This is a genomic window from Ruegeria sp. HKCCA0235A (genome assembly GCF_013033235.1).
Classification (GTDB): domain Bacteria; phylum Pseudomonadota; class Alphaproteobacteria; order Rhodobacterales; family Rhodobacteraceae; genus Ruegeria.
On the sequence record NZ_WQDQ01000011.1, the window covers coordinates 152,813 to 176,896 of the forward strand.

A 24,084-nucleotide genomic window follows, 5' to 3' on the forward strand; every position below is an offset into this window, starting at 1 on the left:
AGACACCAATGCGGATGCCGCGCGCCCTATTTGTTTTGACTGTTGCCGCTGCGGTTGCGGCGTGTTCGAATCCCGGCCTGCGGGATCTGGAGGCTCCGGGCCCGGGGCCGGATGAGTTTTCGGTGCTGCCGGTCAAGCCGCTGACCCAACCTCAGGACTATGCCTTCTTGCCTGCACCCACGCCGGGTGGCGCGAATCTGACGGATCCGAACCCAAATGCCGATGCGGTGGCTGCGCTGGGCGGAAATGCTGCTGCGCTGAACCCGAACGCGGCTGTGCCATCCTCGGATGCAGCGCTTGTCACGGCCTCCAGCCGCTATGGTGTTTCCCCCGATGCGCGGCAGGTGGTCGAGGCTGATGACGCCGCGTTCCGCAAGCGCCGGGGGCGCTGGACCGGTCTGCGTCTGTTCCCGGTCGACCGCTATGGTCAGGTTTACGAAAAACAATCGATCGATCCGTTCGCGGAAACAGAAGCCGCCCGTCGGGCCGGCATCGAAACTCCTTCTTCGCCGCCGGGTGAATAATTCTTAACTTTCCGTCATCGGGCTTGAACCCGGGCCGCGTCACCGTAGTTTGAATACCAGAAACGAAACGGAGGATGCCCTATGGTTCGGGCCCTGGCCTTGTCGGCTGCCCTGATCGCGGCCGCCCCGGTATTTGCCGAGGACGGGAAAGAAGCGGTCACCACATTCACATTGGACAACGGCATGGATGTCGTCGTGGTCGAAGACCACCGTGCCCCGGTCGTGCAGCATATGGTCTGGTACCGGGCCGGATCCGCTGATGAGCCGATCGGATCATCCGGCGTGGCGCATTTCCTGGAACACCTGCTGTTCAAAGGCACCGACACGCTGGCCCCGGGAGAGTTCTCTGCCACCGTCGCTGCCAATGGAGGTAACGACAACGCCTTCACTTCGTATGACTATACAGCCTATTTTCAGCGTGTCGCCGCCGACAGGCTAGAGCTGATGATGCGGATGGAATCCGACCGGATGCGGAACCTTCGGCTGAGCGAAGAGGACATTCTGACCGAACGGGACGTGATTCTCGAGGAACGCAACCAGCGCACCGAAAACAACCCGCGCGCCCTGTTCGGCGAACAGATGAGTGCGGCCCAGTATCTGAACCACCGCTACGGCGTGCCGATCATCGGCTGGATGCACGAGATGGAGGATCTGGACATGGAGGACGCGCTGTCGTTCTACCAGACCCATTATGCGCCCAACAACGCCATTCTGGTGGTCACAGGTGATGTCGATGCCGCTGAAGTCCGCGCGCTTGCCGATCAGTATTACGGTGTGATTCCCGCCAACCCGGACCTGCCCGAGCGGGTTCGGTCCCAAGAGCCGCCGCAAACGGCCGAACGTCGCCTGACCTTCAAGGACCCGCGCGTCGCCCAGCCTTACGTTCAGCGCAGCTATCTGGCCCCGGAACGCGATCCGGGCGAACAGGAAAAAGCGGCGGCTCTGTTTCTGCTGGCCGAGTTGCTGGGCGGCAGCACGACGTCTTACCTGAACGAAAAGTTGCAGTTTGATCAGCGAAAGGCCGTCTATGCAGGTGCGTTCTATCGCGGTGTTTCGTTGGATGACACGACCTTTGATCTGATCGTCGTTCCGGCCGAGGGTGTTTCCCTGCAAGAGGCCGAAGACGCCATGGACCAGGCCGTGGCCGACTTCATCGCCGAAGGTGTGAACGAAGACGATCTTGAGCGCATCAAGATGCAGCTGCGCGCCGCCCAGACCTATGCGCGCGACAACGTGGACGGCATCGGTAACCGATATGGCCGGGCCCTGACCAGCGGCCTGACGGTCGAAGATGTACAGGCCTGGCCCGAGATCCTTCAGGCCGTGACCGGGGATGAGATCATCGCCGCGGCCCGCGAAGTTCTGCAACCCGAGGCGTCGGTCACCGGCTGGCTGATGCGCGATGACGAGGTGACGCAATGAAACGGTTTATTGCTACGCTGATTGCCTGTCTGGTCGCCCTGCCGGTTTTGGCCGAGATTCAGATCGAAGAAGTGACCTCGCCCGGTGGCATCAAAGCCTGGCTGGTCGAGGATCATTCCATACCGTTCACCGCGTTGGAGTTGCGGTTCCGTGGTGGTACGTCACTGGACGACCCCGACAAACGCGGCGCGGTCAACTTGATGAGCGGGCTGATCGAAGAAGGCGCGGGCGACCTGGATGCGCGGACCTATGCCCGCGAGCTGGAGGCTCTGGCGGCTTCGTTCCGATACAATGCCGGCGACGATTCAGTTTCGATTTCCGCGCGTTTCCTGTCTGAAAACCGGGATGAAGTGGTCGATTTGCTGCGCACGACGATCCACGAACCGCGTTTTGATCAGGATGCGGTTGACCGGGTGCGCGCGCAGGTTCTGTCAGGCCTGCGCTCGGACCAGACTGACCCGAACGAAATCGCAGGCCTCACCTTTGCGCAGATGGCCTACGGCGATCACCCCTATGGATCCGAAGGGAAAGGCACCATCGAAAGTGTCTCGGCCCTGACCCGCGATGACGTGGTCGCGGCTTACGAAGGCGTGTTCGCCAAGGATCGTCTGTACGTGGGGGCCGTCGGCGATATCACGGCAGAGGAGCTGGGTATCCTGCTTGATAACCTGCTTGGCGACTTGCCGGACACCGGCAAGCCCATCCCGGGCAAGGCCGAGGTGAACATTCCCGGCGGCGTCAGCGTTGTCGAATTCGACACACCACAGTCCGTGGCCTTGTTCGGTCAGGCCGGGATTGATCGGGATGACCCGGATTTCTTTGCGGCCTTTGTTCTGAACCATATTCTTGGCGGTGGTGGGTTTGAGAGCCGGCTGATGCAGGAGGTGCGCGAAAAGCGTGGCCTGACCTATGGGGTCGGGACCTATCTGGTGCCCAAGGATCTGGCTTCGGTCTATCTTGGGTCCGTGTCCTCGGCCAATGACCGTATCGCCGAAGCCATCGACGTAATTCGCGATGAATGGGCGCGCGCGGCCACCGAGGGTGTGACGCAAGAGGAACTTGACGACGCCAAGACCTATCTGACCGGCGCCTATCCGCTGCGGTTCGATGGCAATGGTCAGATTGCCTCGATCATGGTCGGAATGCAGATGGAAGGCCTGCCGATTGACTATATCGCCACCCGCAATGACAAGGTGAACGCGGTGACATTGGAAGATGTGAACCGCGTTGCTGCCGAACTGCTTGACCCGGACGGTCTGCACTTTGTCGTCGTTGGCAAGCCGGTGGGCCTGGAAACAACGAACTGAACCTTTTGGGGTAAGCTGCGGCTTACCCCTTTTTCATGCTGCGCAGCATGTCTCCCATCATCTGGCCGAACTGGCCCGAGCCGCGCTGATACAACGCCCCGTCCACTGCCAGAACCGTACCGCTGATATAGCTGGCCATGTCCGAGGCCAGAAACAGGCAGGCATTGGCCACGTCTTGCGGCGTACCCCAGCGGCCCAGCGGCACGTCCCTGCGCAGCTGCTCGCCCGCGTCGGGGGCGGGGGCCAGCCGTTTCGCGCCTTCGGTGCCCTCGATGAAGCCCGGCACCACCGAGTTCACCCGGATGCCTTCCACACCCCATTCCATCGACAGGGTACGAGTGATCTGATCGACGCCCGCCTTGGCGGCACAGACATGGGCCTGGCCCTCGTAGGGCAGATAGGATTGCGGGGCCGAGATGTTGATGATGTTGCCGCCGGGCCGTTTCAGATAGGGATAGGCGCCTTTCAGAACATGCACGGTGCCCATCAGGTCGATTTCGACAACGGTGCGGAAGGCGTTGGCCGACATCTCGGCCATCAGCGCCGGGAAGTTGCCCGCCGCCCCCGAAACCAGCACGTCGAAATCGCCGAGCGCCGCTTGGAACTGTTTCAGCCCCTCGGCGACCGCATCGGCGTCGCGCACGTCAAAGGCCGCGCCGATCGCCTCGGCCGCGCCTGCCGCCTTCAGCGCAGCGACGGTGTCATCCACCTTGTCCTGCGAGCGGCTGGCCACGGCCAGTTTCGCGCCCGAGGCCGCGAAGGCCTCGGCGATGCCCCGGTTGATGCCACTGGTGCCACCGATGACGATGACGGTTTTTCCCGAAAAATCCATGTAGGCCTCCCTTGAAGGGGAGCCCTACTCGCCGTAGGGCACCCAGATGTTTTTCACTTCGGTCGAAGCCTGAAGGAAGCGGCGGGAATGGTCCATGCCCCAATCGAATGCCGTCGCGTTATTCACCCAGGTCCGTTTCAGGTTCCCGGCCGAGACGACCTCGATCTGCGCCGACAGGTCCGTCGATGAGAACGACCAGACCGCGTCCACGTTCAGGTGCGAGGCCAGCGGTTTGGCCAGTTCCGCGTGGCTGCCGGTCAGGATGTTGACCACGCCTGCGGGCACGTCCGAGGTGTCCAGCACCTGATAGAAATCGGTGGCCGCCAGCGGATAGGGCTCGGACGCCACCAGAACTGTCCGGTTGCCCATCGCGATCGCCGGCGCCATGGCCGAGACCAGACCCAGCAGCGGCGCCTCATCCGCGCAAAGCGCGCCGATCACGCCCACCGGTTCCTTCATCGCAATCGCCACGCCCCGGATCGGAACGCCATGCACCTGGCCGTCATACTTGTCGGCCCAGGCGGCGGCGGTGAACAGGCGCTGGATTGCGGCGTCGACCTCTTTCGCGCCGTCCTTGCGGCCGGTCATCGCGTCGATGCGATGCGCGAACTCGTCGGAACGGGCCGAGAGGTTCTCGCCGATATAGTACAGGATCTGCGCCCGCAGATGGCCGGTGGTCTTGGACCAGCCCTTGGCCCCCGCCGCGGCCTCGACAGCGTTGCGCACGTCCTTGCGGTTGGCGAGACCCACATGGCCCAGCAGCCCCGCCTTGCCCCAGACCGCGCGGGAATAGCCGCCATCGGGCCGTGCCTGCTTGCCGCCGACATACAACTTGGCGGTGCGGTCGATCGGGTCGACCGGGCCACCTTCGCCCGCGACAGGTTCGATTTTCGCCAGCGGCTTGGCCTTGCCCTTGGGTTTTGTATAGGCGCTCAGCCCTTCCCAGCCGCCTTCACGGCCAAAGCCGCTTTCGCGCACGCCGCCAAAGCCCGCGGCCGCGTCGAACAGGTTGGTGGCATTGACCCAGACCACGCCCGCGACCAGCTTGGGCGCGATGTCCAGCGCAAGGTTGACGTTTTCGGTCCAGACCGTGGCCGCCAGCCCATAGCGGGTGTTGTTGGCCAGCTCGATCGCCTCGGCCGGGGTGCGGAAGGTCGACGAGACCAGAACCGGGCCGAATATCTCCTCTTGCATCAGCGGGTCCGAGGTTTCGAGCCCGGTGATCAGCGTCGGGGGGTAGTAGCAGCCATTTGCGGGCAATTCGCAGGCAGCCTGATGCACATGACCCACCGTATTGCTGTCGACCATGGAAGTGATCGTCTGCAACTGAACCGGATCCACCACGGCACCTACGTCGATGCATTTGTCCAGCGGGTTGCCGATGCGCAGCGTGTCCATGCGGGCGCGCAGCTTGGCATAGAACCGTTCGGCGATGCCTTCCTGCACCAACAGGCGCGAGCCCGCGCAGCAGACCTGGCCCTGGTTGAACCAGATCGCATCGACCAGACCTTCGATGGCTGAATCGATGTCGGCGTCATCAAAGACGATATAGGGCGACTTGCCGCCCAGCTCGAGCGTCAGGGCCTTGCCAGACCCGGCGGTGGCCTCGCGGATGCGGCGGCCCACTACGGTCGAGCCGGTAAAGGCGATCTTGTCCACGTCCGAGGCCACGATCATCTCACCCACTGCACCGTCGCCGGTGACGATGTTGACCACGCCCTTGGGCAGACCGGCCTGCATGCAGATATCGGCAAACAGCAGCGCCGTCAGCGAGGTGTATTCGGCGGGCTTCAGAACCACCGTGTTGCCCATGGCCAGCGCCGGGGCCACCTTCCACGCCAGCATCAGCAGCGGGAAGTTCCACGGGATGATCTGGCCGCAGACCCCCAGCGCCTGTGCGTCGGGCAGCTCGGTTTCCATCAGCTGGGCCATGCCCGCGTGATAGTAGAAATGCCGCTGCACCAGCGGAATGTCGATGTCGCGCGATTCCCGGATCGGCTTGCCGTTGTCCAGCGTTTCCAGCACCGCGAACAGGCGGGCATGCTTCTGGATCAGCCGCGCGATGGCATAGAGGTATCGGGCGCGGGCGGGGCCGCCCAGCTTTTCCCATTTGGGCTGGGCCTTGCGGGCGGCGGCAACGGCGGCGTCCACATCGGCCTGTGTGGCTTGGGTCAGCTTGGCCAGAACCTCGCCCGTGGCCGGGTTGCGGCTTTCAAACCCTTGGCCGGGCTTGGTGAAGGCCCCGTCGATGAAATGGCCGAACTTGTCGCCCTGATCGACCAGCCATGCCAGGGCTTCGGCGGCACTTTCCGGGGCGGGTCCGTATTCCATGGTCTCGAAAATCTCTTTGACTGTCATTGTTCCTGTCCTCAGCCCATCGGGTGCCGGTATCCGGCCGAGTATGCCCCGGTGACGAAATGTTCCAACTGCCGTTCGATATCGCCCAGCAACGACGACGCGCCGAACCGGAACAGGTCGGGTTGCAGCCAGCGGTCGCCCAGCTCATCCTTGATCAGCGACAGGTAGACCAGCGCATCCTTGGCCTTGGAAATCCCGCCCGCGGGCTTGTAGCCCACGCGATAGCCGGTGCGGTCGAAATAGTCACGGATCGCCCGGATCATCACCAGCGACACGGGCAGGGTGGCGTTGACGCTTTCCTTGCCGGTCGAGGTCTTGATGAAATCCGCCCCCGCCATCATGCAGACCAGCGAGGCGCGCGCCACGTTGCGCAGGCTGCCCAGCTCGCCGGTGGCGAGGATGGCCTTTACATGCGCATCGCCGCAGGCGGCGCGAAACGCCTTCATCTCGTCATAGAGCGCCTGCCAGTCGCCCTTCAGCACATGGCGGCGCGAGATCACGATGTCGATCTCCTCGGCCCCGGCCTTTACGCTTTCCTCGATCTCGGCCACGCGCAGGTGAAAGGGCGACAGACCCGCCGGAAAGCCGGTGGACACGGCCGCGACCGGAATGCCGGTGCCTGTCAGCGCATCCACCGCCGTTTCGATCATGTCGTGATAGACACAGACCGCGCCGGTGGTAATCGGCGGCATGTCCAGCGCTTTCAGCAGGTCAGGTGACACGGGCTGGCGGGCCTTGGCGCACAGGCGGCGCACGCGGCCCTCGGTATCATCGCCCGAAAGGGTGGTCAGGTCGATCATGGTGATCGCCTTCAGCAGCCACGCGGCCTGATGCTCTTTCTTGACCGACCGGCGCCCGGGCAGGGTCGCGGCGCGGCGTTCAATGGCCGAGGTGTTGGCCTGCACGGCGCGCACCCAGTCCAGGTCCAGATCCATGCCTGGATTTCGGGGCTCGGTCACTTGCGGCAGATGCGCGGTGCGCACGGGGCTTTCTGAGCTCTGCGTATCCATTGTCACGTCCTTTGGGAGGTTTGCGCCAAAATCGCACGGGAGACCGGGGAATGGAAGATGCAGGTGGGCAATGTTTGGATAATTTTTGACCAAATGGACAAAATGTAACCGCTTTCTTGCGAATAATTCGCATTAGCGTTGACTTACTTGCGAATGGTTCTCATATTCAGTTCGAACGAGAAGCAAAAACTGAGGTAGAAGATGATTCGCCGGAATTTTCTTGCGGTATTGGTGCTGGCCTTTTCCCTGCCGGTCACGGCCTGGGCCGATGCACCCCTCAAGGTTGTGGCCACGACGGGCATGATTGCTGACGCGGCCCGTCAGGTCGGTGGTGATCAGGTGGACGTCAAGGGGCTGATGGGGCCGGGCGTCGACCCGCATGCCTATCGTCAGACCCGCAGCGATATCGTGGCGATGACGCGTGCGGATCTGATCCTGTGGCATGGTTTGTACCTCGAAGCGCAGATGGAAGATTTCTTCCATGACCTTGAACGCAAGCGGACCGTGGTTGCAGTTGCCGAAGGTATCGACACGTCGACGCTGCGCGCGCATGACGATTACGCCGACAAATATGATCCGCATGTTTGGATGACGCCCGAATTGTGGCGGGACGTGGTGCTTGAAGTGCAGGCAGCCCTCACCGAGGTGCGTCCTGAGGCGGCCGAAGTTTTTGCAGCGAATGCGCAGGCACATCTGGCAGATATCGATCGCCTGACAGCCTATGCAGATCAAGTTCTGGCGTCTGTTCCGGACAACAACAAGGTTCTTGTGACCGCCCATGATGCCTTTGGTTATTTTGGTGAAAGCTTCGGGTTCGAGGTTCTGGGAATTCAGGGCATCTCGACCCAGTCCGAGGCGGGACTGAACCGGATAGGCGAATTGGTAGATCTGCTGGTTGACCGCAAGATCACGGCTGTTTTCGTCGAAAGCTCGGTCTCGGATCGTTCGATCCGCGCGCTGATCGAGGGCGCGGCCGCCAAGGGTCATGAGGTGCACGTGGGGGGCGAGTTGTTCTCGGACGCCATGGGTGAAGAAGGAACCTATGAAGGCACCTATCTTGGTATGCTGGACCATAACATCACGGTCATTGCCAGTGCTTTGGGTGGCGATGTGCCAGATCGTGGCATGGATGGAAAACTGTCGGCGGGGTTTTGATCGATGCTGGGCCTGATCAGCAATGAAGGCGTAACCGTCGGTGAGACGGGGTTGGCCGACAGCCCCCTTGCCCTGCGCGGCCTGACGGTTTCCTACGGGCAGAAACCTGCGGTGTTTTCAGTCGACATGACCGTACAGCCCGGGGCGATGACCGCGATCATCGGGCCGAACGGGGCCGGGAAATCCACATTGCTCAAGGCGGCGCTTGGCATCGTTTCCCCTTTGTCAGGTCAAGTGACCGTGTTTGACCAGCCATTGGACACGCAGCGCGCGCGCATTGCCTATGTTCCTCAGCGTGCCAGCGTGGATTGGGATTTTCCCACGCGCGTCATCGACGTGGTTCTGATGGGCCTGTCGCGCGAACTTGGCTTGCTGGGCCGTGTGCGTGCCCGCCACAAGGCGTGCGCGATAGATTGTTTGCACCGCGTGGGAATGCGGGATTTCGCGGATCGCCAGATCGGGCAGCTGTCCGGCGGGCAGCAGCAACGTGTCTTTCTGGCGCGCGCGCTGGCGCAGGGCGCGGATCTGTATCTTCTGGACGAACCTTTTGCAGGCGTCGATGCCGCCACCGAGAAAGCCATCATCTCGGTGCTGAAATCCCTGAAAGAGGCGGGCAAGACGGTTGTCGTTGTGCATCACGACCTTGCGACCGTGACCGATTATTTCGACCATGTCTTCCTGATCAACACCCGCAAGGTGGCCGAGGGACCAGTGGCCGAGGCCTTCACGGCGGAAACGTTGCAATCAGCATATGGCGGTCGACTGGCAACCGCGCAGATCGACCAGATATCGCGCGCGCTGGGGTAACGCATGCTTTGGGATGCTTTGACCCTGCAACTTGGCTACAACGCCACGCTGGTCGCCATCGGTGCAACCTTGCTGGGTGTGTCTGCCGGTGTGACGGGGACGTTTCTGTTTCTGCGCAAGCGCGCCTTGGTCAGTGACGCAATCAGCCACGCAACCCTGCCGGGCGTCTGTCTGGCTTTCATGGTATTGGTCGCACTGGGAGGAGACGGGCGCAACCTGCTGGGCCTGTTGGCAGGATCGGCCGTCTCGGCCTGGATCGGCCTTCTCTGCATGAACTGGCTGACGCGTCACACGCGTTTGGCCGAAGATGCCGCCATCGGAGCGGTCCTGTCGGTCTTCTTCGGCTTTGGCATCGTGTTGCTGACGGTCATACAGACGATGGGCGTAGGCCGTCAGGCCGGGCTGGAAGGCTTCCTTTTGGGGTCCACTGCCGGGATGCTCTGGGCTGATGCGATGATCATTGCGGTCGGCGGCGCTGCGACGCTGCTGCTGGTCATGATCATTCGTCGCCCGATGATTCTTGTGGCCTTCGATCCTGAATATGCTGCGGCCCGCGGTTTGCCGGTGCACAGGATTGATCTGGCCATGATGGGTTTGGTCATGGCCGTGACCGTGGTTGGCCTGAAAATCGTGGGTCTGATTCTGATCGTGGCTTTGCTGATCATTCCCGCCGTGACCGCGCGGTTCTGGTCCGAACGCTCGGACCATGTGGTTCTGCTTGCGGGATTGGCCGGCGGGTTGGCGGGGTACATTGGCGCGGCCATTTCGGCCTCGGCGCCAAACCTTCCGACGGGGCCGATTATCGTTCTGGTCAGCTTTGCCTTTTTTGTCGTGTCTTTGTTTCTGGCGCCGATACGTGGCGTTTTGGCGGCGGTGCTGCGCCATTTGCGCTTTCAGCGTCGGGTGCATATTCGTCAGGGTCTCTTGGCCTTGGCGCAGGGGCAAAAGATCTATGAGCCCCTGACCCTGCGCTTGCTGCGCCGCGCTGGGCTGGTGCGCGCGGACGGCGTCGCGACCGACATCGGCAAAGCCCGCGCGGCCAAGGCGTTGCGGGACGAAAAGCGCTGGGAAATCGTGCGCGCAGATCAGGCGCATGAGGCAACGGCTGCGCTTTATGACGGGTTGCGGGACATCGAAACCGTCCTGACCCGCGATCAGATCGCCGAGATAGACCGTCGCATCGGCGGGCCAATGGGGGTGGCGTTATGAGTGGTGAAGAATTTGTCCCCCTGTCTCTGACACCGTTGCTGATCGGTACATTCGCGGCCATTGCCTGCGCGTTGCCGGGTAATTTTCTGGTGTTGCGCAAACAGGCATTGATCGGAGACGCGATCAGCCATGTGGTGCTGCCGGGAATCGTCGTGGCATTTCTGATCACCGGGGCGATATCGACCTGGCCCATGATGCTGGGCGCGGCGGGCGCTGCCGTTGTGGCCGTGGTGCTGATCGAAGCCATTCGCCGATTGGGTCAGATCGAACCCGGGGCCGCCATGGGCGTGGTCTTTACCACCATGTTCGCCGCGGGCGTCCTGCTGCTTGAGCAGACGGATACGTCGACGGTGCATCTGGATGTGGAACATGCGCTTTACGGCAATCTCGAAAGCCTGATCTGGCTGGACGCCACCGGATGGTCGTCCTTGCTGGACACAGAGGCGCTGTCCGGGTTGCCTCCGGAATTACCCCGCATAGCGCTGACACTGGTCGGTGTGTCTTTGTTCACCTGGCTTTTCTGGCGGCCGCTGAAGATCTCTACCTTCGACGAAGGCTTTGCCCGGACCATTGGCATTCGCACCGGCGTTCTCGGCTTGGCACTGGTCATCACCGCGGCAATTGCGGCGGTGGCGGCCTTTGACGCGGTGGGCTCGATCATCGTGATCGCCATGTTCATCTGCCCGCCTGCCGCGGCGCGGATGTTGACCAACCGGCTGGAAGCGCAGATTGCCTGGAGCGTTGTGTTCGCCATCGCCTCGGCGGTTTCGGGCTATGTGCTGGCAGGTTATGGCCCTCTGTGGCTGGGCGGCGCGGATGCCGTCAGCGCGGCGGGTATGATCGCCACGATGTCAGGCCTGATTCTTGCGGCGGCAGCGATGTTCGGACCCTGCCGGGGCAGGATCGGCGCGCGCATATCTGCCTGATCAGGCATTTTCCCGCCACACATGCCCACACGTCATCGGCCAATCTCTGCCAAGAAACTGAGCCTGAGAATCTTAAGCAGATTTTCCGACAGGTGCGTGATACATGCGGTCTCATAAATTAGCTGAAACACACCACTCACTTGGCACGTCCGGGTGATCCTGAATGAGTTCTTGTTCGCGGATACCCGGGCGCCCCCTCTCCTTTAGAATGTGCGGTTCAAACCGGTGGCAGAATCGTGCGCGACTATGCTAGGTGTAGGGGTATGGCGCAGGCAAACCCCAATATCGGCGAAGAACGCCCCGTAATTAGGCAGCTCGACGATGCCGCAATCAACCGCATCGCGGCTGGTGAGGTGGTGGAACGACCGGCCTCGGCGGTCAAGGAACTGGTCGAGAATGCAATCGATGCCGGGGCCACGCGGATCGCCATCGATATCGCGGATGGCGGCAAGACCCTGATCCGGGTCACGGATGATGGCTGCGGTATCGCGGCGGAAGATCTGCCGCTGGCGCTGTCCCGCCATGCCACGTCAAAGATTGACGGTTCTGACCTGCTGAACATCCACACTTTCGGCTTTCGGGGCGAGGCGCTGCCATCCTTGGGTGCTGTTGGGCGTCTGACCATAACCAGCCGTGTTCCCGGCGCGGATGCGGCGCAGGTTCACGTCGCGGGTGGCAAGATGGATACGGTCAAACCCGCCGCCCTGCGCGCGGGGACTGTGGTCGAGCTGCGCGATCTGTTCTACGCCACACCGGCCCGCCTGAAATTCATGCGCACGGATCGGGCCGAGGGGCAGGCGATCACCGATATTGTGAAACGGCTGGCCATGGCCGAACCTTCCGTGACATTCGCCCTGCGGGATGTATCCGGCGGCGGCGAGGGTCGCGTGACCTTCCGTGCGGATCGCGAGAACGGAGATCTGTTTGATGCGCTCCACGCCCGACTGGCCCGCGTGATCGGGCGCGAATTCGCAGAAAACGCTTTGCAGATTGATGCCTCGCGTGATGGCATCCGGCTTTACGGCTATGGCGCCCTGCCGACCTACTCGCGGGGGGCCGCCGTGGCACAGTATCTTTTCGTCAATGGACGCCCCGTGCGCGACAAGATGCTGACCGGCGCGCTGCGGGCGGCCTATTTCGATTTCCTGAGCCGCGACCGCCACCCGGCTGCGGCGTTGTTCATCGACTGCGACCCCACGCTGGTTGACGTGAACGTCCACCCCGCGAAATCCGAGGTTCGGTTCCGGGATCCCGGTGTCGCGCGGGGGCTGATCGTGTCCAGTCTGCGCCATGCTTTGGCGGAAGCCGGGCACAGGGCATCCTCGACCGTGGCGAATGCGACGCTGGGCGCGATGCGGCCGGAACCCGCACCGTCTGCTCCGGCACGGGTTTACCAGATGGATCGCCCGTCGCCTGCCGCGCGCACGGCGGCGTATCGCGCGCAGGCTCCGGGTTTTGCCGAGCTGGCCAACGACTACAGCGGCAGCATTGTCGAGCCGACCCCGGTTGCGCAGGTCGCCGAGGTGCAGGTGCAGGAGCAGCCTCAGGCGCAGGATCTGCCGCTTGGTGCAGCCCGCGGACAGGTGCACGAGAATTACATCATTTCCCAGACCGCCGATGGCATGGTGATCGTAGATCAACATGCTGCACATGAACGGCTGGTTTATGAAAAGCTGAAAACGCAGATGGCCGAGAATGGCGTCGCGGCGCAGGCCCTGCTGATTCCGGAAATCGTGGAATTGTCCGACGGGGATTGCGCCCGCCTGATGGCCGTCGCAGATGACTTGACGCGCCTTGGCCTGACCATCGAGCCCTTCGGCGGAAGCGCCATTGCCGTACGCGAAACCCCCGCCATTCTGGGTGAAGTCGATGCGCGCGCGATGATCCTCGACATCCTGGATGAACTCGCCGATCAAGGGGAAAGCCAGATGGTGCAGGCAAGGATCGAGGCGATCCTCAGCCGGGTGGCCTGCCATGGGTCGATCCGATCCGGTCGTCGGATGCGCGCCGAAGAGATGAATGCCCTGCTGCGTGAAATGGAGGCGACGCCGCATTCCGGCCAGTGCAACCATGGGCGGCCCACCTATGTGGAACTGAAACTCAGCGACATCGAACGCCTGTTCGGGCGCAGTTGATCCTGCGGCCCGGCGGGGCTATGAAGAATAAAACAAGAACACGCGAGTTATGATGATCGAGATTGCAGGCACCCAATATGCATTGAATGACCCTGTCATACTGGTCGGGGGTGGCGTGGTGGCGTTGATTCTGCTGCTGCTGTTTCTGTCGTTGCGGGCGGCCAACCGCTCGGCCCGGATGGCGGAACCTTTGGCGCGGCAGATGGCGCATCTGGGTCAGCATGTTCAGCAACTGGGCCAGGGGCAGGAACAGTTGCGCGGCGGTCTTCAGCATGTCTCGGACACTCAGGCCAACGCGCAGATGCAGGTGATTCAGACGGTCGAGGCGCGTTTGGCTTCAGTCCAGCAACAGATGAATGACCGGCTGGCGGATAATGCGATGAAATCGGCGCGTGCGCTGGCCGAGATGCAGGAACGGATGAAAGAAACGTTGCATGGCTCGTCGAAACAGACGGCGACCTCGCTGACCCAATTGCAGGAACGTCTGGCCGCCATCGACAAGGCACAGGACAATATCACCAAACTGTCAGGCGATGTGCTGTCTTTGCAGGATATCCTGTCAAACAAGCAAAGGCGCGGGATGTTCGGTGAAATCCAGCTGAACGATATCGTGTCCAAGGCGCTGCCCGCTGACAGTTATTCGTTGCAGGCCACGTTGTCGAACGGCAGGCGGGCGGATTGCCTGATTCACTTGCCGAACCCGCCGGGACCGATTGTGATCGACGCAAAGTTCCCTTTGGAGGATTTCGAGGCGCTGGCCGCTGCGCAGACGAAGGCGGATGTCGAGAGATGCTTGCGGGCCTTCGGCGCTGCGGTGAAAGTGCATATAAAGGCGATTTCCGAAAAGTACATTCTGGACGGGGAAACCGCGGACGGTGCCTTGATGTTCGTACCTTCCGAGGCGATTTACGCCGAGCTGCACGCGCGTCTGCCCGACGTCGTGCGTGAAGGGTTCGCCGCGCGGGTCTGGATCGTGTCCCCGACGACGTGCATGGCCACGTTGAATACCATGCGGGCTATCCTGAAAGACGCGCGTATGCGCGAACAGGCCGGAGCGATCCGCAAAGAGTTGGGGTTGCTGCACAAGGATGTGGACCGCCTGGGTGATCGCGTCTCGAACCTGGACCGTCATTTCGGGCAGGCGGCCAAGGATATCTCGGAAATCAAGATCAGCGCCGAAAAGGCTGGCCGACGTGCGCAGCGTTTGGACAATTTCGACTTTGAAGAAATCGAGACCAAGGCCGAAAACGGCGTTGTACCTCTTGCTCGACACGAAGGTTGAAATCTACTGGATGGACAGATCCAAGTTGTACCCCACGGTTTTTCCGGTATCCCTGTCATTGCCCATCAGATAGACGCGGATCGTATAGTCTCCATCGTCGGGCAAGGTGATCCGGGCCGTATTGCCGTCAATCGACCCGTTATAGATCGCCACACCGTCGCTGCCCGGCGGCAGAATGTTGAAATAGACTACACCATTACCATTGGTGTCGCTGACCTGAAGATCGGCAAACATCTCCTGTCCGGCTTTGGCGCCCAGCGAATAGTCGAAGTACTCATCTCCTGAGATGGTTCCGCTGACCATGGTGCCAAAATTGCCGGGCTGAAACTGAACCTCGGCCGACATTTGGGCTGATGCGACGGGCGCGATTGCAACGAGAAGGACGCACACAGCAAGTCTTGCGAACATGATCATTCCTGTCAAAACACGCCGTACGCGGCGCTCGCCGGCAAATTCAGATGCGCAGGAAGGGTTGGAACAGGCGTGGCATCAACTTGGTGAATTTCAACGGTGCATCCGTAACCGCCAGACAAATACAATCTTCCGAAATGTCCGCCACAGGCGTGTGTTCCAAATCCTCGTCCGCGATCTCGACGTCGCCACGGGCGAAGCGATCCACTTCGTCCGAGAATGCGCCCTGAAGCACCATCGTCAATTCTATACCGTTGTGGCTGTGATCTGGTACAGCCGTTCCGGCTGGAATGAACAGCAACCGGGCCGAGGCCTCGCTTGTGGTTGGAAGAATGGCCTGTTTCACACCCATGCCGATCGGTTTCCATCGGATATCTGAAACCGTACCGCCGACATAATCCTGCAAAGGGGCCGGCAATACCGAGCAGTTCGGACGCGCCGGTTTGGACGCTGGCGCACCTTTGGAGATCAACGCCATAGTCGCGGCCAGAGATTTGTCACTCATGGCGATGGATTCAGTCTGTTCCTCCAGAACATGCCCACCCACGGCGTCGTAACTTTCCGCCCGCGCACGGCAATGGTCGCACAGCGACAGATGAGTCGCGACCATCAGGTCGAATGCCTCGGGCAGACTGCCTGCGGCATATGCCATCAGCAGGTCATCTGTCAGGTGATGTTTGATCGATTTACTCATCGTACTCATCTCAGTTCATTGCATGGCGCAAGCGGTCCAGCGCCAGCCTGATTCGTGATTTGATCGTTCCCAGGGGCAACCCGGTCTGAGACGCAATTTCCCGATGACTCAGATCACCGAAATACGCCTTTTCGATCAGCTCTCTCTGCGCGTCTGGCAACGCTGTCAAAGCGGTGCGAAGCTGCGCGGTTTCTTGTTGCAGCGCGATGACATCGTCCTGCTCAGGCTCGGCCTCGGGACCCCACCACAATTCTTCGGGTTCGGGGCGGCGTTGCTTGCGCAGAACGTCAATGCGCTTGTTCCGAGCAATCGTGAATACCCAAGTAGCCACTGTTGCCCGCGTCGGGTCGAACAGATGGGCTTTGTGCCACAAGGTCGCCATCACCTCCTGCGCACACTCCTCGGCCATCGTGGCGTCTGATCCTGACTTCATCAGGAACGCCTTGATTCGTGGCGCGAAGTGCTGGAACAGCTCGGCAAACGCCGCCTGATCCTGCGCGTCGCGGATGCGCCTGACGTGATCCACCCATTCGGTTCTGGTCTCGCGCCTGCCGTTACTTCCGTTCACCCGTCTACCCTTGATGCGTTTCTTTTCGCGCCGAGGCTGAAGGGCGGCCGGTTCAGCCACAGGTTCGTCCAAGGTCACGGTATCGATCTCGGTAAACATAACCTCATTACGGCGCGTTCCCCAAGCCGGATCACTTTATCGGGACATTATGATCCAAATTGTGCAAATTGCCGTATCGGAATTACCAGCATCTGAAGGAAATCAGTGTAGTTCAAGGCATTTACGGGAAGGCCAGAAAGCAGCGGATGACGCAGGAAATAGACCATATCGCGGGTCATACCTATCACGGGCGCAAGGGTGCGATTGAAAACGCATTCCGATACTCGGTCGATTACATCCTGCTGGATCCCGAAGCAGAGCTGGACACCCCTTTGCTGTTTTCGGTTGATCGCGCGAATGTCACGAACTGGCGCACCAGCGATCATGGGGGAGAGCCGGGTCATGGGGAAGGGGCCCAATGGCTCCGCGCGCGATTTGATGAAATGTCGGTGCAACAACCGGCGCGTTTCAAGTTGCTGACGCAACCGCGCGTTTTGGGTCACGTTTTCAATCCCGTCAGTTTTTGGTTCTGTATTGACGACAGCGATCACCTTTATGCCGTGGTGGCCGAGGTCACCAATACCTATGGCACCCGGCACAGTTACCTGTGTCACAAACCCGATTTCTCGGTCATCGAACCGACTGACAGGGTGGTGGCGGACAAGCTGATGCACGTTTCACCGTTTCAGAAAATCGAAGGCAGCTATACGTTCCGCTTCGACTATCGCGCGGATCGCGTCGGTGTCTGGATTGATTACGGCCGCGCTGACGGTGGGCTGATCGCGACGCTGACCGGCCCGCGGCAACCCCTGACCAACCGCGTGATTCTGTGGTCCTTGCTGCGGCGACCATTCGGCGCCCGGAGAACCTTTGCACTGATCGTCTGGCAGGCTTTCAGGCTGTGGCTGAAAAAAGCCACCTTTCGCCCGTTTCGCAGGCAACCGGTACCGGACCAGCCGATTTCGCGTGCGCGGAACTAGGGCCGTTGTTTGCGTAAGATCAAAGACTCGGCCCTTGTTCGGTGATTGTGATGGCACGACAACCGCGAACACGAGGAGCTGATGCATGTTGGAAATATCGGCAAGAAAGGTCGCTCAGATTGCCATGATGGGGCGCGAGCTGAACCGGGCAGAAGGTGAAATGCGCGCCTTCATCGAACGTATGAGCGAAGACGAGCAAGCCGAACTGGTTGCCATCATGTGGATCGGCCGCGAGAGCTTCTTCCCCGAGGATCTGGCCGAAGCGATCGCCACTGCCAAGGCCGAGGCCTCGACCCCCTGCGCCGACTACCTGATCGGCACTCCGCACATGTCAGACCACCTTGAGAACGGTCTGGACGCGCTGGGGATATCAGCCGAGGACGTTGAAAACGATCTGATGTGACCTGCGTGCAAAGGGGCGTTTTCTGCGACGGATCGATATTCGCGTTATCTTGATCCGCCACTGATGATCCGCCACTGAAAAGACATGTCGCGGGCCTGGATCGAAGTTTGCAATCAACGCCTCGGTCCAGCCCAAACTTTCCCTCCATACGAGTCTTAACAAACCTTAATGAACCGGTTTGGCAACGTTAAGGCAGCCTTCCCAAATTTGATGTCAGGAAGACAAAGACATTGAGTTCAGGAGGAGAAAGACATGTCACATACACAAACATTCGAAGGCCGGGGTGGCCTGCTTGACGGTCTGTTTTCAAACTATGCAGAAGCAAAGGTCGAGCATTTCCGCCGCCGGATTTTTTCGAAAACCGTGCGGGATCTGGAAAAGCTTGATGACGTACAACTGGCCGACATCGGCATCCAGCGGGATCAGATCAAAAGGCGCGCATATGAAAGTGTGTATCACAACAAGCCATACCGGCAGTGATCAAGCATTCAGCGTGAACTGAGACAATCCCCAAAAGCATGTTAGCGAGGTTACCAGAATGTTCGACGTCGTACCGCCCACCAATCAACCGGCTCCGGCCGCCAGTGCGCTTTTGCTGTTCGATCGTGCCATGCGGATCCGTTCGATCAGCCCTGATATTGTCCGCGCAGCCCAGCATCTGAATGCTTTGACCGATCATCAGTTGTCCGAGCTGGGCATCAACCGTAGTGATATCGAAGATACCATCCAGCGGTATATCTGAAGGCCGGGTGAGGGAAACCCGAACGAGGACAACATGCATAAATTAAGAAAATGAAAGCCATTCCAGACAGTCTGGAATGGCTTTTTTCATTCAGGCCGTGTGCTCGACGATTTGCAGATGCTGGGCCAGCTTGTCGATTTCACCCATCCATCCCTGCACCAGCTTGGGATCGCTGGGGGCCGCGTGAACACCGGCCGGGATGGCGCGGTTCAATACGGCCTCGACGGCAAGTGAGACCGGAATCGACACCAGACGCGCCATTGCCGTGCCGCGTTCGTCGCCGCAGGCGTCCATGACATAGGTCTTGTGCCAGACTTCGATGCCGTCTTTCTCGGCCTTCAATCCCACGCACAACACAACACGATCAGGCTCGCCTTCGTCATAGGCGTTTTCCTCCCAGAACTGGTCCGACATCTCTTTCAGACGCGCATCCCCTTCCGGGCCGGACAGGGTTTCGATCTCGGTGAACACATCCGACCACGCGTCGGCCCAGCCGTTCAGACGCAGGGTGCCGCGGACGAATTCCTTGACCGGCCAGTGATCCTCGAAATGATACTGCGCCATGAAGGGGATTGAATCGCGGTTCGGGTAGACCTCGAAGCTTTCCGGTGTCGGCAGCGGGGCGATGTAGCTGCTAATCGCATCCCAGGGGCGGGCAACGTCCAGCGGCGCGTAATCGCGGATCGATTTCGACGGCGACCGCAGCGCTTTCAACACGCCCAGCGGCGACCAGCTGAATTTATAGCGGAACGGGTTGGGGTTCTTGGGAATGCCGCCGCAATAGGAAATGAAGCTCAGGTGGTTTTCCGGGTCGAACGCATCGGAGCCGCGGTAGTCGTCGATCAGGGCATGTGCCATCAGGTGATCGATGCCTGGGTCCAGCCCGACCTCGTTGACCAGTGCAACACCGGCCTCGCGTGCCTTGTCATCCAGCGCGCGCATCTCGGGCGCGATATACGAGGACGAGACGAAATTGGCCTGTTTCGAAATCGCCAGTTCCGCAAGCGGTACATGCCAGTCGCCAGGCAGCATCGAGACGATCACATCGCCCTTCTCCAGTACGGCGCCAAGCGCGTCGATGTCGAAGGCGCGGATGTCGTCGGTCAGGTCTCCGACCTCGGCCCTTGCCTTGTCGACGGTCCGGTTCCACACGGTGACTTTGTGGCCGCCTTCGATCAGGCGACGCAGGCCGGGAATGGCCGAGAGGCCGGTGCCACACCAATGAATGGTCATCGTTCAGAGTCCTTCAATATGCGTTTTGTAAGTTGCTTCTGCCCGACCCCAGACACCGCTGTCCAGATCGGCCAGAGTCAGCAAGGACGGCAGCAGTTGCGCGGCATAGTCTTCCGAGCTTTCGACCGGCAGCATCGACGGCAGGTTGTCGATCGCCATCACGTCCATCACGGGGTCGGTGGCCACGCGCAGGGCGGGTTCTTGCCACGTGGTGGCGCGGTCATAGACGGGCACCGGGTTGTAGTCGCTGTCCGGGTCGCAGGCCACGTCACCGATGGCGGTCAGCTTGCGCTGGGCGGTCAGCGCCTCGCGCGGGACCAATACAGGCGTTCCGGGGCGCGCGAAGATGCAGTTCAGGAACAGATCATGGTCGAGGATTTCCGGGAAAGGCCCACCGCTGGCGGTTTCGGCCATGTCCCACTTGGTGACCGCGACGCCCATCGCCTCACACAGGTCAGCGGCGCCGGTGCCTACACGGCCCAAAGCTCCGATGACGATGGCGCGGGGGCGGGGCGCGCCGGTGGCGTCCAATTCTGCCAGAAGTTCGGCGTTCAGCGCGTCCTTGCCGGGATAGACGCCGACAGGGCCGCAGATCCCGCCCCGTTGCTGCGCCGCCCAGGTCTTGAGCGTCACCGCCGCGCCCGCGTAACCTGCCCAATAGCCGAATGCGGCGACCCTGCGACCATGCTCATCCACGAGGTATTCCAGATCATAAAGCGTGCCGCCGCCTGCCTTGAACCGTTCCAGCAGAGCCCGGCCCGAATGCTGGCCCTTGAAGGCATGGCCGAACATGATGTGGCGGTGGGGCAAGGGTGTACCGTCTTCGGGCAGTTCCTTGAGGCCGAAGATGATCGCGTCCAGCGGGGCCTCGGGCCAGGAATTCTCGGGCGCGATCTCGCAGCCTGCTTCCTTGTAGCCGTCCAGTGGAATGGCGCGTGCATGGCTTTCCTCGACCGTCACGCGGATGCCGGCCGCGATCAGTGCGGCGGCGCCTTCCGGCGTCAGCCCAACCCGTTTTTCGTTCGGGCGCTGTTCTGCCCGGACCCAGAGATGTGTCATCATATTTCCTTTTGTCAGAGCATTCCGGCAGCACGCACTGCCTGAACCGAAGGGCGTGCCTCCATCGCCTCACGGAAGGCGACGATTTTAGGAAAGGCCGAAACGTCCACGCCATCGCCTTCCAGCCAGCTGCACACCACATACAGATAGGCATCGGCCAGAGAGAACGCCTCGCCCAGCACAAATGGACCACGCAGGCCGTTCGACGAGATATAATCGCAGGACGCGGTCATCGTCTGCGCGACCTTGTCTTTCATGTCTTTCCAGCTGGATTTCCTGTCGGCCCAGCGGTGCCCGCGCAGCTTGTGCGCGTGGTTCACATGCATGGTCGAGGCAAGGTAGAACATCACTTCGCGCATCCGGGCAGCCATCACCGGATCAGCCGGCACCAGCCCGGTCTCGGGGGCCTTGGCTGCAACGAATTCCAGCAGGGCTCCGGTTTCAGTCAGGATGCCGCCATCCACCACCAGCGCCGGAACGCGGCCTTTGGGGTTTATTTGCTTGTAAGCTGGTTTCGTCTGTTCGCCCCCGGCGAAGTCGAGCTTGATCGCTTCGTATTCCAGCCCGGCCTCTTCCAGTGCGATCGCAACAGCGACCGAGATGGTTCGGGGTGCATAGTAAAGCTGCATCAGGCGTCTCCGGTCTGGTTACAGGTGGGTCTGCGCGAACTGCCGATCAGGGGCTTCCAGATGCGGAACGGCGTTGAAAAGGACTGGGCTCAGCTGAGCACCAATCGGATGCAGACGATGCATCGACGTGTTCATGATGGCAAGGGCCACCCGTGCCATTGACGGTATATCCAACCCCATCGCCTGCCGCACCACCATCGAAATCAACCCGCCCGAGGTCACGACAATGGCCGGTCCGCCCTCGGTTCCGATCTCGTGCAGCGCGTCGCGCACGCGCGTCTCGAATTCTTCGAAGGTTTCCGGCGGGTTCTCGATTTCGCCGTTGGCCCAGGCCGCAAAGGTTTTGGGCAGATGTTCGACGAAACCTTCGCGGTCCGTGGGGATCGCAACACCGTGTTGGTCCTCGAACAGTTGCGCCAGCGTGAAATACTCGATCTCGTTCAGTCGCGCGTCACGGATTGGCTCGTGCAATCCCATGCTGTCCGCTGTCTCGGCGTGACGGGTCAGGGTGCCGCAATAGACCCGGGTATAGTGGCTGCGGGTATCACGCAGATGCGCCCCCAGCCAGCGCGCCTGCTGATGCCCCAAGTCGCTGAGCCTGTCGTAACTTGCCTCGTCTCGCGCCGTTGTGTTCGCCTGCCCGTGACGCACCAATGTGATATGTGACATGTCGGTCCCTCTTGCGCCGAAGTCTTAGGGCAGGTTCCCCTCCTGTGCCAGAGGGGTTTCACGCCTGTCGAAAAAAACCTCGCCCCTTTTCTGTTTCTGGCTATGGTTCGCCCCGTACAAGCCTTCGGAGGGGTTTATGACCGTCGATCACACGCGTTTTCTGACCGACCTGCATAAGTTGCGTGAATTCGGTGCCTCGGGTGTGGGCAAGGGGGTTGTCCGCCCCGCCTATTCCGACGCGGATATCGCCGCGCGCCAGTGGCTTGCCGGACGTATGCGCGAAGCAGGCCTGACCCCGCAGTTTGACCCGGTGGGAAACCTGTTCGGATTGGCGTCCGGTCCTTCGCTGCTGATGGGATCACATTCCGACAGTCAGCCCGAAGGCGGCTGGCTGGACGGCGCCCTTGGCGTCATTGCCGCGCTGGAAATCGCACGTTCCAGCGACCGGCCCGTTTCGGTCGTCAGCTTTCAGGACGAAGAGGGGCGGTTTGGTGTGACCACCGGTTCTGCTGTCTGGTCGGGCGGGTTGTCTCTGGAAAAAGCCGATGTGTTGACCGATGGGGCCGGCGTCAGCTTTGGCCAGGCCCGATCCTCCATGGCAGACTTGTCCCGGGGCTTCGTGGACCCGTCCCGTTTCAACGGCTTCATAGAGATGCATATCGAACAGGGCCCCTCTTTGGACGCGTCCGGAGACCAGATCGGAGTCGTCACCGATATCGTTGGCATCCGCGATATGCCGATCACCTTCGAAGGTCAGCAGAACCACGCCGGCACCACCCCCATGCACCTGCGGCGCGACGCATTTCAGGCCCTGTCCCTGTTCAACACCCGGCTCAATGAGAGGTTTCGCAATGTTGTCACCCCGCAGACTGTCTGGACCATCGGGCGGGTCGACCTGCATCCAAACGCTTCGTCCATCGTGCCGGGACGGGTTCGGTTCTCGATGCAATGGCGCGATGCTGATGCAGACCGTTTGGCCCGGATGGAGGAAATCATTCGGGCGACGGCACAAGAAACCGCTGAGCAAATGGGGATGAGCTTGGATTACGGTCCCATGCTGGGGCTGGATCCCGTCGCCATGGATCAAACCTTGCGCCGCGCTCTTGAACGCGGTGCGGAACAGGTTGCACCGGGTCGGTGGCGCAGAATGCCTTCGGGGGCCTTGCACGATGCCACCAACGTGTCGCGCCTGATGCCGGTCGCGATGCTGTTCACGCCCTCGATCGACGGAATCAGCCATGATTTTGCAGAAGATACGGCAGAGGTCGATTTGATTGCGGGGCTCGAAGTTCTGGTGCGTGCCGTACGGTCCCTCTCTGTCTAATCGCCACTTTGCAACGAAAAATCCCGAGGAAGGTTGTGCATCGGCGGTGAAATCCTCCCCCCCGGCACCCGGCCGGGCGCCGGGGATTTCACGCGATGGAAACGAGGGTTGTTGCCTAACGGAAAAAAGTTTCCTATAGGAACATTCGTGATGCATGCGTCTGTATACCGCCTCTTCTTCGGATCGGTGTTTCACTAGAAACCGGGTGGAATCATTGCATTCTATGCGGCTTGGGGCAGACTGACGGTTATGCATTTTGACCTTTGGATAATCGGAAGTTGACCGGATCATGACCACACCGAAGCGCACGCCTCTCCACTCTTTGCACGTCGAGCTTGGCGGCAAGATGGTTGATTTTGCTGGTTG

24 protein-coding genes are annotated in these 24,084 nt (G+C 61.0%); 14 read left to right on the forward strand and 10 right to left on the reverse strand.

Going from position 1 to position 24,084, the window contains the following annotated elements; genetic code table 11:
• Positions 1 to 8 precede the first annotated feature (8 nt).
• From GOW56_RS17995 to GOW56_RS18005, 3 genes are all read left to right on the forward strand, one after another.
• The gene (locus GOW56_RS17995) at positions 9 to 524 is read left to right on the forward strand and encodes a DUF3035 domain-containing protein (protein ID WP_152459364.1); all 516 of its coding nucleotides are present in this window, start codon (positions 9 to 11) and stop codon (positions 522 to 524) included.
• Between the two features lie 81 nt (positions 525 to 605).
• On the forward strand, positions 606 to 1,946 hold the full coding sequence (locus GOW56_RS18000) for a pitrilysin family protein (protein ID WP_171171965.1): 1,341 nt from the start codon (positions 606 to 608) through the stop codon (positions 1,944 to 1,946).
• The gene (locus GOW56_RS18005) at positions 1,943 to 3,253 is read left to right on the forward strand and encodes a pitrilysin family protein (RefSeq protein WP_171206734.1); all 1,311 of its coding nucleotides are present in this window, start codon (positions 1,943 to 1,945) and stop codon (positions 3,251 to 3,253) included. The genes GOW56_RS18000 and GOW56_RS18005 overlap by 4 nt, the downstream gene beginning before the upstream one ends.
• A 22-nt stretch (positions 3,254 to 3,275) precedes the next feature.
• On the opposite strand, the gene GOW56_RS18010 is transcribed toward GOW56_RS18005, so the two are convergent.
• The 3 genes from GOW56_RS18010 to deoC are packed head-to-tail and all read right to left on the reverse strand — an operon-like array spanning position 3,276 to position 7,453.
• Positions 3,276 to 4,085: an SDR family oxidoreductase gene (locus GOW56_RS18010; RefSeq protein ID WP_171206735.1), complete on the reverse strand. Its 810-nt coding sequence runs from the start codon at positions 4,083 to 4,085 to the stop codon at positions 3,276 to 3,278.
• Positions 4,086 to 4,109: 24 nt separating this feature from the next.
• The gene (locus tag GOW56_RS18015; RefSeq protein ID WP_171206736.1) at positions 4,110 to 6,443 is read right to left on the reverse strand and encodes an aldehyde dehydrogenase family protein; all 2,334 of its coding nucleotides are present in this window, start codon (positions 6,441 to 6,443) and stop codon (positions 4,110 to 4,112) included.
• A gap of 11 nt (positions 6,444 to 6,454) precedes the next feature.
• On the reverse strand, positions 6,455 to 7,453 hold the full coding sequence (gene deoC / locus GOW56_RS18020) for a deoxyribose-phosphate aldolase (protein WP_171206737.1): 999 nt from the start codon (positions 7,451 to 7,453) through the stop codon (positions 6,455 to 6,457).
• Between the two features lie 201 nt (positions 7,454 to 7,654).
• On the opposite strand from deoC, the gene GOW56_RS18025 reads away from it, so the two are divergent.
• The 6 genes from GOW56_RS18025 to GOW56_RS18050 all read left to right on the forward strand — a co-directional run bounded on the left by GOW56_RS18025 (position 7,655) and on the right by GOW56_RS18050 (position 14,967).
• Positions 7,655 to 8,608 (forward strand): metal ABC transporter solute-binding protein, Zn/Mn family, encoded by a 954-nt coding sequence (locus tag GOW56_RS18025; RefSeq protein ID WP_171206738.1) that lies wholly within the window; start codon positions 7,655 to 7,657, stop codon positions 8,606 to 8,608.
• 3 nt (positions 8,609 to 8,611) lie between these two features.
• Entirely contained in the window at positions 8,612 to 9,415 is an 804-nt protein-coding gene (locus tag GOW56_RS18030; RefSeq protein ID WP_171206739.1) for a metal ABC transporter ATP-binding protein, read from the forward strand.
• Between the two features lie 3 nt (positions 9,416 to 9,418).
• Positions 9,419 to 10,624: a metal ABC transporter permease gene (locus GOW56_RS18035; RefSeq protein ID WP_171206740.1), complete on the forward strand. Its 1,206-nt coding sequence runs from the start codon at positions 9,419 to 9,421 to the stop codon at positions 10,622 to 10,624.
• A complete protein-coding gene (locus GOW56_RS18040; RefSeq protein WP_171206741.1) occupies positions 10,621 to 11,550 on the forward strand; it encodes a metal ABC transporter permease in 930 nt (309 codons plus the stop codon). Before GOW56_RS18035 ends, GOW56_RS18040 begins: the two co-directional genes overlap by 4 nt.
• 263 nt (positions 11,551 to 11,813) lie before the next feature.
• Positions 11,814 to 13,685 (forward strand): DNA mismatch repair endonuclease MutL, encoded by a 1,872-nt coding sequence (gene mutL, locus GOW56_RS18045; protein ID WP_171206742.1) that lies wholly within the window; start codon positions 11,814 to 11,816, stop codon positions 13,683 to 13,685.
• 52 nt (positions 13,686 to 13,737) lie between these two features.
• Positions 13,738 to 14,967 carry a DNA recombination protein RmuC gene (locus GOW56_RS18050; RefSeq protein ID WP_171117231.1) on the forward strand — a complete coding sequence of 410 codons (1,230 nt, stop codon included), beginning with the start codon at positions 13,738 to 13,740 and terminating at the stop codon, positions 14,965 to 14,967.
• A gap of 3 nt (positions 14,968 to 14,970) precedes the next feature.
• On the opposite strand, the gene GOW56_RS18055 is transcribed toward GOW56_RS18050, so the two are convergent.
• From GOW56_RS18055 to GOW56_RS18065, 3 genes are read right to left on the reverse strand one after another with little or no spacing between them, the layout of a single operon-like run.
• The gene (locus GOW56_RS18055) at positions 14,971 to 15,375 is read right to left on the reverse strand and encodes a hypothetical protein (protein ID WP_171206743.1); all 405 of its coding nucleotides are present in this window, start codon (positions 15,373 to 15,375) and stop codon (positions 14,971 to 14,973) included.
• A 46-nt stretch (positions 15,376 to 15,421) separates the two neighbouring features.
• Positions 15,422 to 16,072 carry a ChrR family anti-sigma-E factor gene (locus GOW56_RS18060; RefSeq protein WP_171206744.1) on the reverse strand — a complete coding sequence of 217 codons (651 nt, stop codon included), beginning with the start codon at positions 16,070 to 16,072 and terminating at the stop codon, positions 15,422 to 15,424.
• Between the two features lie 10 nt (positions 16,073 to 16,082).
• Positions 16,083 to 16,739: a sigma-70 family RNA polymerase sigma factor gene (locus tag GOW56_RS18065; protein ID WP_171206745.1), complete on the reverse strand. Its 657-nt coding sequence runs from the start codon at positions 16,737 to 16,739 to the stop codon at positions 16,083 to 16,085.
• 146 nt (positions 16,740 to 16,885) lie between these two features.
• On the opposite strand from GOW56_RS18065, the gene GOW56_RS18070 reads away from it, so the two are divergent.
• The 4 genes from GOW56_RS18070 to GOW56_RS18085 all read left to right on the forward strand — a co-directional run bounded on the left by GOW56_RS18070 (position 16,886) and on the right by GOW56_RS18085 (position 18,804).
• Positions 16,886 to 17,659 (forward strand): DUF1365 domain-containing protein, encoded by a 774-nt coding sequence (locus GOW56_RS18070; RefSeq protein WP_171206746.1) that lies wholly within the window; start codon positions 16,886 to 16,888, stop codon positions 17,657 to 17,659.
• 85 nt (positions 17,660 to 17,744) lie between these two features.
• Positions 17,745 to 18,062, forward strand: a complete 318-nt coding sequence (locus GOW56_RS18075; protein WP_152459349.1) for a DUF3775 domain-containing protein — start codon at positions 17,745 to 17,747, stop codon at positions 18,060 to 18,062.
• A 252-nt stretch (positions 18,063 to 18,314) separates the two neighbouring features.
• Positions 18,315 to 18,542 carry a DUF1127 domain-containing protein gene (locus GOW56_RS18080; protein ID WP_152459348.1) on the forward strand — a complete coding sequence of 76 codons (228 nt, stop codon included), beginning with the start codon at positions 18,315 to 18,317 and terminating at the stop codon, positions 18,540 to 18,542.
• Between the two features lie 58 nt (positions 18,543 to 18,600).
• The gene (locus tag GOW56_RS18085) at positions 18,601 to 18,804 is read left to right on the forward strand and encodes a DUF1127 domain-containing protein (RefSeq protein WP_152459347.1); all 204 of its coding nucleotides are present in this window, start codon (positions 18,601 to 18,603) and stop codon (positions 18,802 to 18,804) included.
• Between the two features lie 90 nt (positions 18,805 to 18,894).
• Here GOW56_RS18085 and GOW56_RS18090 read toward each other — a convergent pair whose 3' ends face one another.
• The 4 genes from GOW56_RS18090 to GOW56_RS18105 are packed head-to-tail and all read right to left on the reverse strand — an operon-like array spanning position 18,895 to position 22,394.
• Positions 18,895 to 20,037, reverse strand: coding sequence for a saccharopine dehydrogenase family protein (locus GOW56_RS18090; protein ID WP_171206747.1), 1,143 nt, complete (start codon positions 20,035 to 20,037; stop codon positions 18,895 to 18,897).
• A 3-nt stretch (positions 20,038 to 20,040) separates the two neighbouring features.
• On the reverse strand, positions 20,041 to 21,096 hold the full coding sequence (locus GOW56_RS18095) for a saccharopine dehydrogenase (RefSeq protein WP_171206748.1): 1,056 nt from the start codon (positions 21,094 to 21,096) through the stop codon (positions 20,041 to 20,043).
• Between the two features lie 14 nt (positions 21,097 to 21,110).
• On the reverse strand, positions 21,111 to 21,725 hold the full coding sequence (locus GOW56_RS18100) for a glutathione S-transferase family protein (RefSeq protein WP_171206749.1): 615 nt from the start codon (positions 21,723 to 21,725) through the stop codon (positions 21,111 to 21,113).
• Between the two features lie 18 nt (positions 21,726 to 21,743).
• Complete coding sequence (locus tag GOW56_RS18105) at positions 21,744 to 22,394, reverse strand: histidine phosphatase family protein (protein WP_171206750.1); 651 nt, start codon at positions 22,392 to 22,394, stop codon at positions 21,744 to 21,746.
• 136 nt (positions 22,395 to 22,530) lie between these two features.
• Between GOW56_RS18105 and GOW56_RS18110 the strand changes: the two genes are divergently transcribed.
• Complete coding sequence (locus tag GOW56_RS18110; protein WP_171206751.1) at positions 22,531 to 23,718, forward strand: Zn-dependent hydrolase; 1,188 nt, start codon at positions 22,531 to 22,533, stop codon at positions 23,716 to 23,718.
• Positions 23,719 to 24,084 lie beyond the last annotated feature (366 nt).

What these genes read in the sequence shown, in the direction of transcription:
- GOW56_RS18100 (WP_171206749.1), bottom strand. Translation starts at nt 21,725, where the DNA reads ATGCAGCTTTACTATGCACCCCGAACCATCTCGGTCGCTGTTGCGATC.
- GOW56_RS17995 (WP_152459364.1), top strand. Translation starts at nt 9, where the DNA reads ATGCGGATGCCGCGCGCCCTATTTGTTTTGACTGTTGCCGCTGCGGTT.
- GOW56_RS18030 (WP_171206739.1), top strand. Translation starts at nt 8,612, where the DNA reads ATGCTGGGCCTGATCAGCAATGAAGGCGTAACCGTCGGTGAGACGGGG.
- GOW56_RS18080 (WP_152459348.1), top strand. Translation starts at nt 18,315, where the DNA reads ATGTCACATACACAAACATTCGAAGGCCGGGGTGGCCTGCTTGACGGT.
- GOW56_RS18005 (WP_171206734.1), top strand. Translation starts at nt 1,943, where the DNA reads ATGAAACGGTTTATTGCTACGCTGATTGCCTGTCTGGTCGCCCTGCCG.
- GOW56_RS18110 (WP_171206751.1), top strand. Translation starts at nt 22,531, where the DNA reads ATGACCGTCGATCACACGCGTTTTCTGACCGACCTGCATAAGTTGCGT.
- GOW56_RS18010 (WP_171206735.1), bottom strand. Translation starts at nt 4,085, where the DNA reads ATGGATTTTTCGGGAAAAACCGTCATCGTCATCGGTGGCACCAGTGGC.
- GOW56_RS18105 (WP_171206750.1), bottom strand. Translation starts at nt 22,394, where the DNA reads ATGTCACATATCACATTGGTGCGTCACGGGCAGGCGAACACAACGGCG.
- GOW56_RS18040 (WP_171206741.1), top strand. Translation starts at nt 10,621, where the DNA reads ATGAGTGGTGAAGAATTTGTCCCCCTGTCTCTGACACCGTTGCTGATC.
- GOW56_RS18060 (WP_171206744.1), bottom strand. Translation starts at nt 16,072, where the DNA reads ATGAGTAAATCGATCAAACATCACCTGACAGATGACCTGCTGATGGCA.
- mutL (WP_171206742.1), top strand. Translation starts at nt 11,814, where the DNA reads ATGGCGCAGGCAAACCCCAATATCGGCGAAGAACGCCCCGTAATTAGG.
- deoC (WP_171206737.1), bottom strand. Translation starts at nt 7,453, where the DNA reads ATGGATACGCAGAGCTCAGAAAGCCCCGTGCGCACCGCGCATCTGCCG.
- GOW56_RS18025 (WP_171206738.1), top strand. Translation starts at nt 7,655, where the DNA reads ATGATTCGCCGGAATTTTCTTGCGGTATTGGTGCTGGCCTTTTCCCTG.
- GOW56_RS18050 (WP_171117231.1), top strand. Translation starts at nt 13,738, where the DNA reads ATGATCGAGATTGCAGGCACCCAATATGCATTGAATGACCCTGTCATA.
- GOW56_RS18075 (WP_152459349.1), top strand. Translation starts at nt 17,745, where the DNA reads ATGTTGGAAATATCGGCAAGAAAGGTCGCTCAGATTGCCATGATGGGG.
- GOW56_RS18000 (WP_171171965.1), top strand. Translation starts at nt 606, where the DNA reads ATGGTTCGGGCCCTGGCCTTGTCGGCTGCCCTGATCGCGGCCGCCCCG.
- GOW56_RS18070 (WP_171206746.1), top strand. Translation starts at nt 16,886, where the DNA reads ATGACGCAGGAAATAGACCATATCGCGGGTCATACCTATCACGGGCGC.
- GOW56_RS18095 (WP_171206748.1), bottom strand. Translation starts at nt 21,096, where the DNA reads ATGACACATCTCTGGGTCCGGGCAGAACAGCGCCCGAACGAAAAACGG.
- GOW56_RS18055 (WP_171206743.1), bottom strand. Translation starts at nt 15,375, where the DNA reads ATGTTCGCAAGACTTGCTGTGTGCGTCCTTCTCGTTGCAATCGCGCCC.
- GOW56_RS18065 (WP_171206745.1), bottom strand. Translation starts at nt 16,739, where the DNA reads ATGTTTACCGAGATCGATACCGTGACCTTGGACGAACCTGTGGCTGAA.
- GOW56_RS18015 (WP_171206736.1), bottom strand. Translation starts at nt 6,443, where the DNA reads ATGACAGTCAAAGAGATTTTCGAGACCATGGAATACGGACCCGCCCCG.
- GOW56_RS18035 (WP_171206740.1), top strand. Translation starts at nt 9,419, where the DNA reads ATGCTTTGGGATGCTTTGACCCTGCAACTTGGCTACAACGCCACGCTG.
- GOW56_RS18090 (WP_171206747.1), bottom strand. Translation starts at nt 20,037, where the DNA reads ATGACCATTCATTGGTGTGGCACCGGCCTCTCGGCCATTCCCGGCCTG.
- GOW56_RS18085 (WP_152459347.1), top strand. Translation starts at nt 18,601, where the DNA reads ATGTTCGACGTCGTACCGCCCACCAATCAACCGGCTCCGGCCGCCAGT.